This window comes from Kitasatospora sp. NPDC059462 (genome assembly GCF_042749955.1).
In the GTDB taxonomy this organism is placed as follows: Bacteria; Actinomycetota; Actinomycetes; order Streptomycetales; family Streptomycetaceae; genus Kitasatospora.
On sequence record NZ_JBHYUU010000047.1, the window covers coordinates 1 to 12,139 of the forward strand.

Annotated in this window: 9 protein-coding genes and 2 pseudogenes; 4 read left to right on the forward strand and 7 right to left on the reverse strand. The window is 72.8% G+C overall.

What is annotated here, in order from left to right:
• Positions 1-106: 106 nt before the first annotated feature.
• Positions 107-910 (reverse strand): annotated as a pseudogene (locus ACFXAM_RS14990) (pentapeptide repeat-containing protein); the annotation flags it as partial.
• 186 nt (positions 911-1,096) lie between these two features.
• On the opposite strand from ACFXAM_RS14990, the gene ACFXAM_RS14995 reads away from it, so the two are divergent.
• Positions 1,097-2,713: a DUF2079 domain-containing protein gene (locus ACFXAM_RS14995; RefSeq protein WP_380291149.1), complete on the forward strand. Its 1,617-nt coding sequence runs from the start codon at positions 1,097-1,099 to the stop codon at positions 2,711-2,713.
• Positions 2,714-2,801: 88 nt separating this feature from the next.
• On the opposite strand, the gene ACFXAM_RS15000 is transcribed toward ACFXAM_RS14995, so the two are convergent.
• The gene (locus tag ACFXAM_RS15000) at positions 2,802-3,617 is read right to left on the reverse strand and encodes an SGNH/GDSL hydrolase family protein (protein WP_380291151.1); all 816 of its coding nucleotides are present in this window, start codon (positions 3,615-3,617) and stop codon (positions 2,802-2,804) included.
• A 267-nt stretch (positions 3,618-3,884) separates the two neighbouring features.
• Between ACFXAM_RS15000 and ACFXAM_RS15005 the strand changes: the two genes are divergently transcribed.
• Entirely contained in the window at positions 3,885-4,418 is a 534-nt protein-coding gene (locus tag ACFXAM_RS15005; protein ID WP_380291153.1) for a hypothetical protein, read from the forward strand.
• 169 nt (positions 4,419-4,587) lie between these two features.
• Here ACFXAM_RS15005 and ACFXAM_RS15010 read toward each other — a convergent pair.
• A pseudogene (locus ACFXAM_RS15010) lies at positions 4,588-4,938 on the reverse strand (winged helix-turn-helix transcriptional regulator); the annotation flags it as partial.
• Between the two features lie 97 nt (positions 4,939-5,035).
• On the opposite strand from ACFXAM_RS15010, the gene ACFXAM_RS15015 reads away from it, so the two are divergent.
• The gene (locus ACFXAM_RS15015; RefSeq protein WP_380291155.1) at positions 5,036-6,250 is read left to right on the forward strand and encodes a pyridoxal phosphate-dependent aminotransferase; all 1,215 of its coding nucleotides are present in this window, start codon (positions 5,036-5,038) and stop codon (positions 6,248-6,250) included.
• A 64-nt stretch (positions 6,251-6,314) separates the two neighbouring features.
• Here the strand turns inward: ACFXAM_RS15015 and ACFXAM_RS15020 are convergent, their stop codons facing one another.
• From ACFXAM_RS15020 to ACFXAM_RS15030, 3 genes are all read right to left on the reverse strand, one after another.
• Positions 6,315-6,734 carry a PIN domain-containing protein gene (locus ACFXAM_RS15020; RefSeq protein WP_380291157.1) on the reverse strand — a complete coding sequence of 140 codons (420 nt, stop codon included), beginning with the start codon at positions 6,732-6,734 and terminating at the stop codon, positions 6,315-6,317.
• A 3-nt stretch (positions 6,735-6,737) separates the two neighbouring features.
• Complete coding sequence (locus ACFXAM_RS15025) at positions 6,738-6,962, reverse strand: type II toxin-antitoxin system VapB family antitoxin (protein WP_380291159.1); 225 nt, start codon at positions 6,960-6,962, stop codon at positions 6,738-6,740.
• A 166-nt stretch (positions 6,963-7,128) separates the two neighbouring features.
• On the reverse strand, positions 7,129-8,796 hold the full coding sequence (locus ACFXAM_RS15030) for a purple acid phosphatase family protein (protein WP_380291161.1): 1,668 nt from the start codon (positions 8,794-8,796) through the stop codon (positions 7,129-7,131).
• Between the two features lie 251 nt (positions 8,797-9,047).
• Here ACFXAM_RS15030 and ACFXAM_RS15035 point away from each other — a divergent pair, with 251 nt between their 5' ends.
• Entirely contained in the window at positions 9,048-9,707 is a 660-nt protein-coding gene (locus ACFXAM_RS15035; protein WP_380291163.1) for a ThuA domain-containing protein, read from the forward strand.
• Positions 9,708-9,786: 79 nt separating this feature from the next.
• Here the strand turns inward: ACFXAM_RS15035 and ACFXAM_RS15040 are convergent, their stop codons facing one another.
• Complete coding sequence (locus ACFXAM_RS15040) at positions 9,787-12,117, reverse strand: SpaA isopeptide-forming pilin-related protein (protein ID WP_380291165.1); 2,331 nt, start codon at positions 12,115-12,117, stop codon at positions 9,787-9,789.
• Positions 12,118-12,139 lie beyond the last annotated feature (22 nt).

Genomic DNA, 12,139 nt, shown 5'->3' on the forward strand with positions numbered 1-12,139 from the left:
GGCGCCGGGGCCTGCCCGGGCGACCGCCACCGCGGGCGCCGCCCTGCGGCTTGCGCGGCCCGCGGGCGCTGCCGCCGCCGGGGGCCGCGGCGTCGGCCTTCTCGGGCCAGTGGGCCGGGCGCCGCAGCGCCGCCGGGAGGCGGGTGGCGGCGTCACCACGGGCCGCATTGAGCTGCGCCTGGGTGAGGAACAGCGCATCGGTGAGGTCGGCGCCCGCCAGGTCGGCGTCCCGCAGGTCCGCGCCGACCAGGTCGGCGAGCCGCAGGTCGGCGCCGGCCAGGTCCGCCGCGACCAGCAGCGCGCCGCGCAGATTGGCCCCGCGCAGGTCGGCCCCGCGCAGCCGGGCGCCGAACAGGTCCGCGCCCCGGTGCTCGCGCCGGCCCGGCACGGCGGCCCGGACCAGCTCGCTCGCCCTGAGCAGCAACTCGGCCACCGCCTGCCGGTGCGCCGGCACGTCGACCGCCAGGATCTCCTCCGGCGTCCCGCCCGCCAGCCGCTCGGTCTCCTCCAGCGCCCGGCGCAGCTCCCCGTGCACGGGGCGGGCCGGGGCGAAGGTGAGCGCCTCGGTGAGGTACCAGAGCAGTTCGTGCAGCTGGCGCACCACCGGGAACACCTCGAACATCGGGCCCGCAGTCTCCGGGGCCTCGCGCCAGCTGCGCCCGCCGAAGGTGACCCGGGAGACGTGCTGACCGGCCCCGAAGCAGTCGTACACCGTGCAGCCGGGGAAGCCGCTGTCCCGCAGCCGCTCGTGGATGCCGCAGGTGAAGTCGGTCTGCAGATTGCGGCAGGCGCTGCCGGCGGCCTTGTTCACGGCGAAGTCGGTGCCGGCCGCGAACGGCAGCGCGACGCAGCACAGCCCGAAGCAGTTCCCGCAGTCGGAGACGAGGTTGAGGCCCGGGACGCTCACGATGCTGTTGTTCCTCCGGTACGACGGTCCAGTGCGGTGCGGTCCAGTGCGGTACGGCGCTGTTCGGCGCTGTTCACCGCGGTGCGGTGGTGCAGGTGTAGAGCGTACCGACAAGCCCCCGCGCGGCCGTCGGTTAGTGTGGTCGGCCGAACACGAGCAGACCCGGCGCACCAGTGGAGGAACCCAGGCATGTCCCGGCACGACGTGGCGCCGTACCCGGACACCGAGGGCACCGAGCGGCCCGCCGCCGGGCAGCCGGCCGCCCTCCGCCTCCCGCCCCGCGCCCGCACCGTCGCCTTCACCCTGCTCTGCTTCGCGGTCTGCCTGGCGATCGCGGCGCAGCAGTGGACCACCCTCCAGCTCGGCGGCTTCGACCTCGGGATCTTCGACCAGGGCGTGCGCGGCTACGCGCACTTCGGCCTGCCGGTCTCCACGCTGAAGAGCTTCCACCACGCGTTCCCGCCCGGCTTCTCGCTGCTCGGTGACCACTTCTCGCCGGTGATCGCGCTGATGGCACCGCTCTACTGGCTCTGGGACGACCCGCGCTCGCTGCTCCTCGGCCAGGCGCTCTGCTTCGCCGCCGGCGTGCCGCTGATCCGGCGGATCACCGACCGCTGCTTCGCCGACGCCGACCCCCGCACCGCCCGCCGCGCCGCCGACCTGGCCGCGCTCGCCTACGGGCTGGGCTGGCCGCTGCTGGTGGCCTCGCGCGGCGGGTTCCACGAGGTGGCGTTCGCCGTCCCGCTCACACTGCTGATGCTGGAACGCGGCATGGCCCGGCAGTACTGGGCGTCCGCGCTGGCCGGTCTGCTGCTGTGCTGCACCAAGGAGGACATGGGCCTGACGGTCGGCGCGTACGGCCTGGTGCTGCTGCTGCGGGCACGCCGGGAGCCGGACGCCGACCGTCGCCGGCCGGCCGGCCGCTGGGGCCTGGGCCTGCTGCTCGGCGGCCCGCTCGCCTCGGCGGTGGCGATCGCGAAGCTGGTCCCGGCGATGGGCGGGGTGCCCGGCTACTACTGGAACTACCAGGCGCTGGGCGAGGACGGCGGCTCGGCGGTCGCCCATGTGCTCGCCGACCCGACCCTCCTGGTCTCGGCGTTCTTCGACGCCCCGCTGAAGCCGCTGCTGCTGCTCTGGATCTTCGGCACCCTGTTCCTCCTGCCGCTGCGCTCCGCCACCGTGCTGCTCGCCGTGCCGCTGCTCGCCGAGCGGGTGCTCTCCAGCAACCCGAACCACTGGTCGGTCGCCCGGCACTACGACGCCTTCCTCTGGCCGATCCTGGTGGTCGCCGCAGTGGAGGTGCTGGGCCGCTGCCACGACCGCGTGCTGACCCGCCGGCTCGGCGTGGCGGCGGCCGCCGTGACAGTCGCGGCCGCGCTGCCGCTCGGGGCGGCCAACCTGTTCGTGCCGGCCTACTGGCAGCCGAAGACGAGCGAGGCGGCGCTGCTGCGCGGCGCGGCGCTGGTCCCGGACGGCGCCTCCGTCGAGGCCGACAACCAGGCCGCGCCCCGGCTGACCGCCCGCGCCGACGTCGTGCTGGTCGACGAGACGCCGCGCGGACGCGAGTACGTGCTGATCCGGGCGGACAAGCGGTCCTTCCCGTTCCGGACCGACCGGGAGCAGGCGGCCCGGATCGAGCTGCTGCTGGCGCACGGGTACCGGACGGTCTGGTCGGAGGACGGCGTGTACCTGCTGCACCGGGAGGGCACCGAGCCGGTCCCGGGCGAGCGGGTGCCCGGCCCGGACTCCACCCCGTACCAGGACGAGGTGCCGTCGGACGTCGGCCACAACCTGTTCCGCGGCTGACGCTCGCTGCCGGTACGGGCCCCGGCCCCGGCCCGCGCGTCAGCCCCCCGTGCCGGTTCTCGTCCCGGTTCCCGTCCCGGCCCTCGTCTCAGCCCTCGTACGGCAGCAGGTCCGCGCGCTTGGGCGCCCGGCCGTCGCCGGAGGAGCGGCCGGTGAGGCGGCGGCCGATCCAGGGGCCGAGGTGGGTGCGGGCCCAGCGGGCGTCGGCGGCCAGCTTCTCGCCGCGGGTCGGCGGGGCGGCGGCCGGCAGCGGCGCGCGCCAGTCGAAGCCGGCGGGGCGGCCGAGCGCCTCCAGGACGGCCTCGGCGACCCGGCGGTGTCCCTCGGGCGAGAGGTGCAGCCGGTCCTCCGCCCAGAGCCGGCGGTCGTCGAAGCAGGGCGCGGAGAAGAGGTCCACCACGGCGATGCCCGGGTCCTGGGCGAGCTCGTGCACGAAGGCCTTCATCCGCAGGATCGCCGGGAGCAGCCGGGCCGAACCGGCCATCCGGCGGGTCGGGTCGGTGCTGGTGAACATGACCACGGTGGCGCCGGTGGCGCGCAGCCGGGCGGCGGAGGCGCCGAGGAGTTCCTCGACCCGGGCGATGTCGCAGCGCGGCCGCAGCACGTCGTTGAGCCCGCCGGCCAGGGTGACCAGCTCGGCGCCCATGGCGGCGGCGTCCTCCAGCTGCTCGTCGTGGATCTGGCCGATGAGCTTGCCGCGGACGGCGAGGTTGGCGTAGCGGAAGCCGCCCTCGGGGTGGTCGGCGGCGAGCCGGGCGGCCACGCGGTCGGCCCAGCCGCGGAACTGGCCGTCGGGCAGCAGGTCGTCGCACATGCCCTCGGTGAAGGAGTCCCCGACGGCGACGTAGCTGGCGAAACTGGCGCCACCGCGGACGGCGGCGGGCGTGTTCTCGGTGTTCTCCATGGCCCGACGATCGTACGCGCGCGGACGGCGACGGGGCCCGGCGGCCTCGGGATCGGGCCCCGGCCGCAGACCCCGGCATCAGCCCCGCACCACCGGCACCACCGGAACCGCCGGAACCGCCGGCACCACCGGCACTACGGGCATCAACGGCCACGGCAAGCGGATACCGATCCACCGTTTATCGGCGCCGGGCAGAGTGGGACACGTCGGGAGGACGCGAGGCCCGGCCCGAGCAGCACCACACCACAGTCACTTCGGGGGAACCACATGAACAGCACCAGCCGCCTGCGCGCCACCGCGGTCACCCTGGCCGCCGCGGCCGCGCTGACGGCCGGCCTGGCGGGGACGGCCTCGGCCGCCCCGACCACCGACCGCACCACCACCGACCGCACCACTTCGGGCACCACCGCCGCGGCCGCCACCGCCGCCCGCAGCACCACCGTCCGGCTCTCCAACTGGACCGGCTGCACGCTCACCCGGGAGTCCTGGGAGCTGAGCCACGGGATCTGGAGCCACGAGCCGCCGGAGCGGATCGCCGACCAGCAGCGGGGGAGCTGGTCGTCGGAGTCCAACGGATTCGCGACCGGCACCGAGGGGTTGGGGCCGTTGGTAGCGGGGTTCTACGCGGAGAACTGCGCGAACCCCGCCCTCGACGGGCGTCTGGTGCGGGTGCACTGGAACAACCCGTACGTCGGCTCGAACAGCTACGACTGGGCCGGCAGTGACCTGAAGTTCCACGTCAGCAAGGCCGGCGGCTCGGGCAACAACGCCACCGTCGACTTCTCGGTGTGGGGTGTCTGACCCCCGACACCCGCAGGACCCCGGGCCGCGGCACGGCGCCTCCCACACGGGCGCCCCGCCGCGGCCCGGCCGCGTTCCGCTCCGGCCCGGACCGGCTCCGGTCGGGCCGAGCCCCGGTCGGACCCCGCTCCGGTCAGACCCCGACCGGCTCCTCCACGCCGCCGGTGACCCAGTGCGTGCGCACGGCGTCGGTCGGCCGCTGCTCCCCCAGCGCGTCCAGCCCCCAGACGCCGAGCGCCGCCACGACCGGCCGCAGCTCGGCGCCGCGCGCGGTCAGCGCGTAGACGGTGGCGTTGGCCGGCCGTTCGAGGCGGCGGCGCTCGACGACGCCCTCGCCCTCCAGCTGCTTGAGCCGCGCGGCGAGGATGTCGGTGGAGACGCCGGGCAGGTCGGCGTGCAGGTCGGTGTAGCGGCGCGGGCCGGCCAGGAGTTCACGGACGATCAGGAGGCTCCAGCGCTCCCCCACCGCGTCCAGGGCGCGGGCGACGGCGCAGTACTGGTCGTAGCTTCGGCGTGACATGTGGATCAGCATAGCCAAGAGGTTGGACTTTCCAAGTGCCTACTTGGTAGAACAAAGCGACCAGGATCGACGCGGGGTGACGGTCGGGAGGCCGCAGATGGAGTTTCGGCAGTCCAGCAAGCTGAATGATGTGTGCTACGAGATCCGCGGCCCGGTGGTCGACCAGGCCAACGCGCTGGAGGAGGCCGGGCACAGCGTGCTCCGGCTGAACACCGGCAACCCGGCCACGTTCGGCTTCGAGGCGCCGGAGGAGATCCTCCAGGACATCATGCGCAACCTCCCCCGCGCACACGGCTACAGCGACTCGCGCGGCATCCTGCCGGCGCGCCGCGCGGTGGTGCAGTACTACCAGCAGCGCGGCGTGGAGGGCGTGACCATCAACGACGTCTACCTCGGCAACGGCGTCTCCGAGCTGATCCAGATGTCCGTCACCGCCCTCGTCGACGACGGCGACGAGGTGCTCGTCCCGATGCCCGACTACCCGCTGTGGACGGCGGTGGTCCGGCTGGCCGGCGGCAAGGCGGTGCACTACACCTGCGACGAGGGGGCGGACTGGTTCCCCGACCTCGACGACATCGCCGCGAAGATCACCGCCCGCACCAAGGCGATCGTGGTCATCAACCCCAACAACCCCACCGGCTCGGTCTACCCGAAGGAGCTGCTGGAGGGCATCCTCGACCTCGCCCGGCGCCACCAGCTGATGGTGCTGGCCGACGAGATCTACGACAAGATCCTCTACGACGGCGTGGAGCACCACTGCCTGGCCGCCCTGGCCGACGACGTGCTCACCCTCACCTTCAACGGCCTCTCCAAGTCCTACCGGGTGGCCGGCTTCCGCAGCGGCTGGCTGGTCGTCTCCGGCCCCAAGCAGCACGCGAGCGACTACCTGGAGGGCCTCACCATGCTCTCCGGCATGCGGCTGTGCCCCAACGTGCCCTCCCAGTACGCCGTCCAGGCCGCACTCGGCGGCCACCAGTCCATCAACGACCTCGTCCTGCCCGGCGGCCGCCTCGCCGAACAGCGCGACGTCGCCTTCCGGGCCCTCAACGAGATCCCCGGCGTCAGCTGCGTCAAGCCCCGCGGCGCGCTCTACGCCTTCGCCCGGCTCGACCCGGCCGTCCACCGGATCGTCGACGACGAGCGCTTCGTCCTGGACCTCCTGCTCCGCGAGAAGATCCACGTCGTCCAGGGCACCGGCTTCAACTGGCCCCGCCCCGACCACTTCCGCTTCGTCACCCTCCCCCGCGCCGACGACCTGGAGACGGCCATCAACCGCATCGGCCGCTTCCTCGCCACCTACCGCCAGACCTGACCGCCCCCGACACCCCCGAAGCCCCCGCGGAGCGAGCTCTGCGGGGGCTCCGGGCGGATCCCGGTCACGGCTCGCGGACGTCCCGCTCCCTGAGCTCGGTGATCACCCGGGCGACGGCGGCGAAGTCGCTGTCCACGTGCAGCACCGGGTAGCCGTGCTGGACGGCGACAGAGCAGAGCAGCAGGTCCACCGCACCGGCCGACCGGTGCTGCCCCCTCTGCGTCAGCTTGTACTGGGCGTTGAGCGCCCAGTCCTCACCGCCCTTCGGAAGCCCGAGCGCCGCACCGAAGAGGTCGTCGAGCTCTTCCTCCAGCTCGTCACGGTGGGCGGGGCCGGTGGCCGAGTAGAGGATCTCCGCCTTGGTCACCTTGGCGATCCTGAGGAGTCCGGACTCCAGCGGGGCTCGCCACCGGCCGAGCACCCTCGGGTTGCGCATCAACTCGACGAACCCCGAGGTGTCGATCAGGAAGCCCATGTCGCTCATCCGCTACTCCTGTCCGCCGGCCTTCCGGGCCCGGTGGATCCGCTCGGTCGGGTCGAACTCACCGCGGGCCGCGCGCGCGGAGAGCCGCTCCAGGGCCTCCAGGCGCTTGAGGCGGTTGACGTAGTCGGCCAGGGCCCCGTTGATGGTGTCCTTCTTGGTGCTGGCCCCCATCAAGCGCATGGCCTCCGCGAGGATCGCATCGTCGACATCGACGTTGGTCATGCTCATATTCGCCCCTTTGTAGATGACGTGGCAAATCGATCCACATCATCCACGGTACGGCCGCGCCACGGCACTGGCAAGTCGAAATGTCCGAATTCTCCGACGGCAGAGCCCCCCGCGGAGCGAGCTCTGCGGGGGCCGGCCGGGTGCGGAGGGGCGGGGCGCCGGGGGGTTACCAGCCCCAGCCGCCGCCGTGGCCGTCGTCGTCGTGGTCGCTGTCCCAGCCCTCGCCGACCGTGCGCAGGATCGTGTAGTGGTCGACCCGGGTGCCGTCCTCGGCCAGGGCGGTGACGGTCATCTCGGACTTCTGTCCCAGGTGGGCGGGCTTCACGTCGACCTTGATGAAGGAGTAGCCGGTGTAGCGGACCCGCGACCACTCGACCTTCTCGGTGACCTTGCCGCCGCCCTTGGCGAAGTAGTAGGTGTCCACCGAGTCGAGGCGGTTCTCGTGGCCCTCGTAGGTGTCCGGGGCGTCGAAGCGGTAGAGGCTGCGGCCGGCCGCGCCCGCCGTCACGTAGACCACGCCGTCCTTGGCGGGCTCGACGGTGGCACCGCTCGGCACCGCCCGGGAGACCTTGTTGCCGAGGATCGCGTCGGTGCGCTCGTACACGTGGTTGTGACCGTTGATCACCAGGTCGACCCGGTACTTCTCGAACAGCGGCACCCAGGCCTCGCGCACCCCGCCCTCGGAGGCGTGCTGGTGGGTGGTGGAGAAGGCGCAGTGGTGGAAGAAGACCACGACGAAGTCGACGGTCTCGTCGCCCCGCAGGTCCTTCAGGGTGCGCTCCAGCCAGCGGGTCTGCTTGCCCGCCGAGATGCCCAGGTTGGCCGGGATCTCGTAGGAGACGTCGTTGGCGTCCAGCGAGATGACGCCGACGTTCTTGTAGCGGAACGAGTAGACGCCCGGGACGCTGCGCCGGTCCGGGCCGTTGTCCGGGAGGTAGAAGCGGGCGTTCTCGCCGCCGTAGCCGTTCGGCGAGTACCAGGCCTCCATGTCGTGGTTGCCGTAGGAGACCATCCACGGCACCTTCGAGGCGACCGTCTCGGTCTGCACCAGGAAGGCGTCCCAGGTGGCGGCGTTGAACACCGACTTGTCGGAGTCCTGGCCGGAGCCGGCCGGGTCGGCGTAGCAGATGTCACCGGCGTGCAGGTGGAACGCCGGGTTCTGCGCCAGGATGACGTGGTCGTTGCCCTTGGCGTGGTCGCTGACGCCCTGGTCACCGAAGGCGGTGAAGGTGAACGGCTCGTACACCTTGCCCCAGCGGTGCTCGCGCGAGGGCGCGGTGCGGAAGGTGCCGAGGGTGGAGATGGCCTGCTGCGAGGCCGGGTCGAAGCCCTGGTGGCCGACGCCGTAGTAGTAGGTGGTGTCGGGGTGGAGGTCCTCCAGCGCCACGTGCAGGTAGTACTGGTCCACCGGCTGGCCGGTGGGGGTGAGCGCCGGGGTGTGCAGGGTGCGCACCTCCGCCTCGATCCGGTGGCCGAGCTCCCACGGGTTCTTGCCGTAGCGCAGGAACGGCCGCTTCACCGGGGCCGGCACCTGCCAGGAGACCCGGAACTGGGTGTCCGGCTCGGGACCGAAGGACAGGTGGCGCCCGATCGGGGCGACCAGCGAGCCGTCGACACCCGCGGCGGCCCCTCCGGTCAGCAGCTGCGGCGAGACCGGGGCGGCCGAGGCGGTGCCGCCGCCCAGGACGCCGCCCACCGCCAGCGCACCCACCGAGACGGCGCCGGCACGCAGCATCCGGCGGCGGGAGTGACGGGCCCGCAGGTACTCGTGCTGCTCGGCCATGCTCATGCGTTCGGCGAGCTTCACCGGCACGCCCATGTTCGGAGTTTCCATGGGCCGGACTCTTCCAGCCACGCGTTGACCGGACACGGACGCGCGGTGAACGGGCCCGGGCGTGCCGGTCAGTCGAACGCCAATGTTCGACCATGCCTCGGCAAAGCCGTACGCAGGCGAAACGCGCCGTCAGGGCCCGGACGGACGCGGGTCCGGAGCGCGGTTCCGGAGCACGGGTCCGGAGCACGGGTCCGGAGCGCGGTCGGGCCCGGACGCGGGCGCCGCGGCCGGGGCTGGCAGGATCGTCCACCATGGCCCGGATCCTGATCTACCGTCGCAACCTCCGCTTCCCGCACGCCTCCGTCGTCGACGGCACCCGCGCACTGGGCGAGCTGGGCGAACGGCACGGCTTCACCGTCGACGCCACCGAGGACCCGGCCGTCTTCCGGCCTGCCGCGCTGCGCCGCTACGCCGCCGTGGTGTTCCTCTCCACCGGCGGCCCGGTGCTCGACGAGGCCGGACAGGACGCGCTGCGCGCCCACCTGAGCGCCGGCCACGGCTGGGTCGGCGTGCACGCGGCGTCCAGCACGGCGTACGAGTGGCCGTGGTTCGAGGGACTGGTCGGCGCCCGGTTCGACCGTCACCCGGCGATCCAGACCGCGCCGGTGCGGGTCGCCGACCCGGACCACCCGGCCACCGCCCACCTGCCGGCGCGCTGGGAGTGGACCGACGAGTGGTACGACTTCCGCTCCGACCCGCGCGAGCGCGGCGCCCGGGTGCTGCTCACCGTGGACGAGGCCGACTACACCGGGGCGGCGATGGGCCTGGCCGACCGTCATCCGCTCGCCTGGTGCGGGGAGCACGACGGTGCGCCGACCTTCTACACCGCGCTCGGCCACGCACCCGAGGCGTACGCGGACCGGGCCTTCCGCGGTCACCTGCTGGGCGGCCTGCGACACGTGCTCGGCTGAGCGGCCCGGGGCGCGCCGCCGCAACAGCGGACCGCCCGGAGCAGACGATCTGCTCCGGGCGGTCCGCTCGTTCAACCGGTCACCAGCACTCCTCCTCTTCCTTCTCCTTCTTGTTGGTGAGGCAGATCGGGACGCAGTCGTCGTCGTTCACCTGGATGGGACCCGTGACCGGGTCGCGCGGGAGCTGGTAGCCGTCGGGCGCGGCGGTCTCCTTCAGGTAGTACTGCCCGACCGCCAGGTGGTCGAAGTCGCAGGCACCGTCGGTGTCGGTGGTGCAGCCGCCCGCGGGGGTGTCCGGGTTGGCACCCCCGGTCTGCAGGCCGGGGACGCCGTTGCTCTCGCGCCACAGCTCGAACACCGCACCGGCCAGCGGCTCGCCCGACCACTTGTCCTTCTTGTTCAGGTGGATCGAGCCCGTGCCCGGCGGCTTCGTCGACGGGCAGTCACCGGCGGTGACCTGGACGCCCTGGGCGGCGTTGGCCGCCGTCAGCACCAGCGGGCCGAACACCGGGTCGGCCGGCAGGTCGTACCCGGGGGGCGCCGCGATCTCCCGCCAGTAGTAGGTGCCCAGCTCCACCGTGCGGCGGCAGAAGCCGTCCGCGCCGGTAGTGCACGCCGAACCGATCTGCGTGTCGGGGTTGATGCCCGTGGTCTGGAGACCGGGAATCCCGTTGGTCTCCTCCCACAGCTCGAACACACCACCCGCGAGCGGAGCACCGCTCTCGGCGTCGGTCTTGAGCACCCGCACCTCACCGGTGGTCACGGGGCCCTGCGGAACATCGGGGGCCGTCACCTGGACGCCGGCCTGAGCGTTCTCCGGGGTCAGCACCAGCGGGCCGAACACCGGCTGGGCCGGCAGCAGGTACCCGGGAGGTGCGGCGGTCTCCAGCCAGTAGTAGGTGCCGACGTCCACCGTGCGGCGGCACAGGCCGTCGGCGCCGGTGGTGCAGGCCGAACCGACCTGGGTGTCGGGGTTGACACCCGTGGTCTGGAGACCGGGAATCCCGTTGGTCTCCTCCCACAGCTGGAACACACCACCAGCGAGCGGAGCACCCGTCACCGCGTCGGTCTTCAGCACCCGCACCTCACCCGTCACGGGCTGCTGCGGGGCATCGGGGGCGGTGACCTGGACGCCCTGGGCGGCGTTGGCCGCCGTCAGCACCAGCGGACCGAACACCGGCTGGGCCGGCAGCACGTATCCGGGAGGTGCGGCGGTCTCCAGCCAGTAGTAGGTACCCAGCTCCACCGTACGGCGGCACAGACCGTCCGCACCGGTGGTGCACGCGGCACCGACCTGGGTGTCCGGGTTGACACCCGTGGTCTGGAGACCGGGAATCCCGTTGGTCTCCTCCCACAGCTGGAACACACCACCCGCGAGCGGAGCACCCGTCACCGCGTCCGTCTTCAGCACCCGCACCTCACCCGTCACGGGCTGCTGCGGGGCATCGGGGGCGGTGATCTGGACGCCCTGGGCGGCGTTGGCCGCCGTCAGCACCAGCGGGCCGAAGACCGGCTGGGCCGGCAGCACGTATCCGGGAGGTGCGGCGGTCTCCAGCCAGTAGTAGGTGCCCAGGTCCACCGTGCGGCGGCACAGACCGTCCGCGCCGGTGGTGCACGCGGCACCGACCTGGGTGTCGGGGTTGACACCGGTGGTCTGGAGACCGGGAATCCCGTTGGTCTCCTCCCACAGCTGGAACACACCACCAGCGAGCGGAGCACCCGTGACCGCGTCGGTCTTCAGCACCCGCACCTCACCGGTGACGGGAGCCTGCGGCTCGTCGGGGGCGGTCACCTGGACGCCGGCCTGGGCGTTCTCCGGGGTCAGCACCAGCGGGCCGAACACCGGCTGGGCCGGCAGCACGAACCCGGGAGGCGCAGCCGTCTCACGCCAGTAGTACGTCCCGACGTCCACCGTGCGGCGGCACAGACCGTCCGCACCAGTGGTGCACGCGGCACCGACCTGGGTGTCGGGGTTGATGCCCGTGGTCTGGAGACCGGGAATCCCGTTGGTCTCCTCCCACAGCTCGAACACACCACCGGCCAGCGGAGCACCGGTCTCGGCGTTCGTCTTCAGCACCCGCACCTCACCCGTCAGGGGCAGCTGCGGAATGTCGGGGGCAGTGATCTGAACGCCCTCGGCCGCGTTGGCCGCCGTCAGCACCAGCGGACCGAAGACCGGGTCGACGGGCAGCGTGTAGCCGGGAGGCGCGGCGGTCTCCAGCCAGTAGTAGGTGCCCAGGTCCACCGTGCGGCGGCAGATGCCGTCGGCGCCGGTGGTGCAGCCGGCACCGATCTGGGTGTCGGGGTTGATGCCGGTGGTCTGGAGACCGGGGATGCCGTTGGTCTCCTCCCACAGCTGGAACACACCACCCGCGAGCGGAGCACCCGTCACCGCGTCGGTCTTCAGCACCCGCACCTCACCCGTTACAGCG

Bases quoted from the DNA above. Each gene is read 5' to 3' on its own strand.
- ACFXAM_RS15030 (WP_380291161.1), bottom strand. From the start codon at position 8,796: ATGGAAACTCCGAACATGGGCGTGCCGGTGAAGCTCGCCGAACGCATG.
- ACFXAM_RS15035 (WP_380291163.1), top strand. From the start codon at position 9,048: ATGGCCCGGATCCTGATCTACCGTCGCAACCTCCGCTTCCCGCACGCC.
- ACFXAM_RS15015 (WP_380291155.1), top strand. From the start codon at position 5,036: ATGGAGTTTCGGCAGTCCAGCAAGCTGAATGATGTGTGCTACGAGATC.
- ACFXAM_RS15020 (WP_380291157.1), bottom strand. From the start codon at position 6,734: ATGAGCGACATGGGCTTCCTGATCGACACCTCGGGGTTCGTCGAGTTG.
- ACFXAM_RS15005 (WP_380291153.1), top strand. From the start codon at position 3,885: ATGAACAGCACCAGCCGCCTGCGCGCCACCGCGGTCACCCTGGCCGCC.
- ACFXAM_RS15025 (WP_380291159.1), bottom strand. From the start codon at position 6,962: ATGAGCATGACCAACGTCGATGTCGACGATGCGATCCTCGCGGAGGCC.
- ACFXAM_RS14995 (WP_380291149.1), top strand. From the start codon at position 1,097: ATGTCCCGGCACGACGTGGCGCCGTACCCGGACACCGAGGGCACCGAG.
- ACFXAM_RS15000 (WP_380291151.1), bottom strand. From the start codon at position 3,617: ATGGAGAACACCGAGAACACGCCCGCCGCCGTCCGCGGTGGCGCCAGT.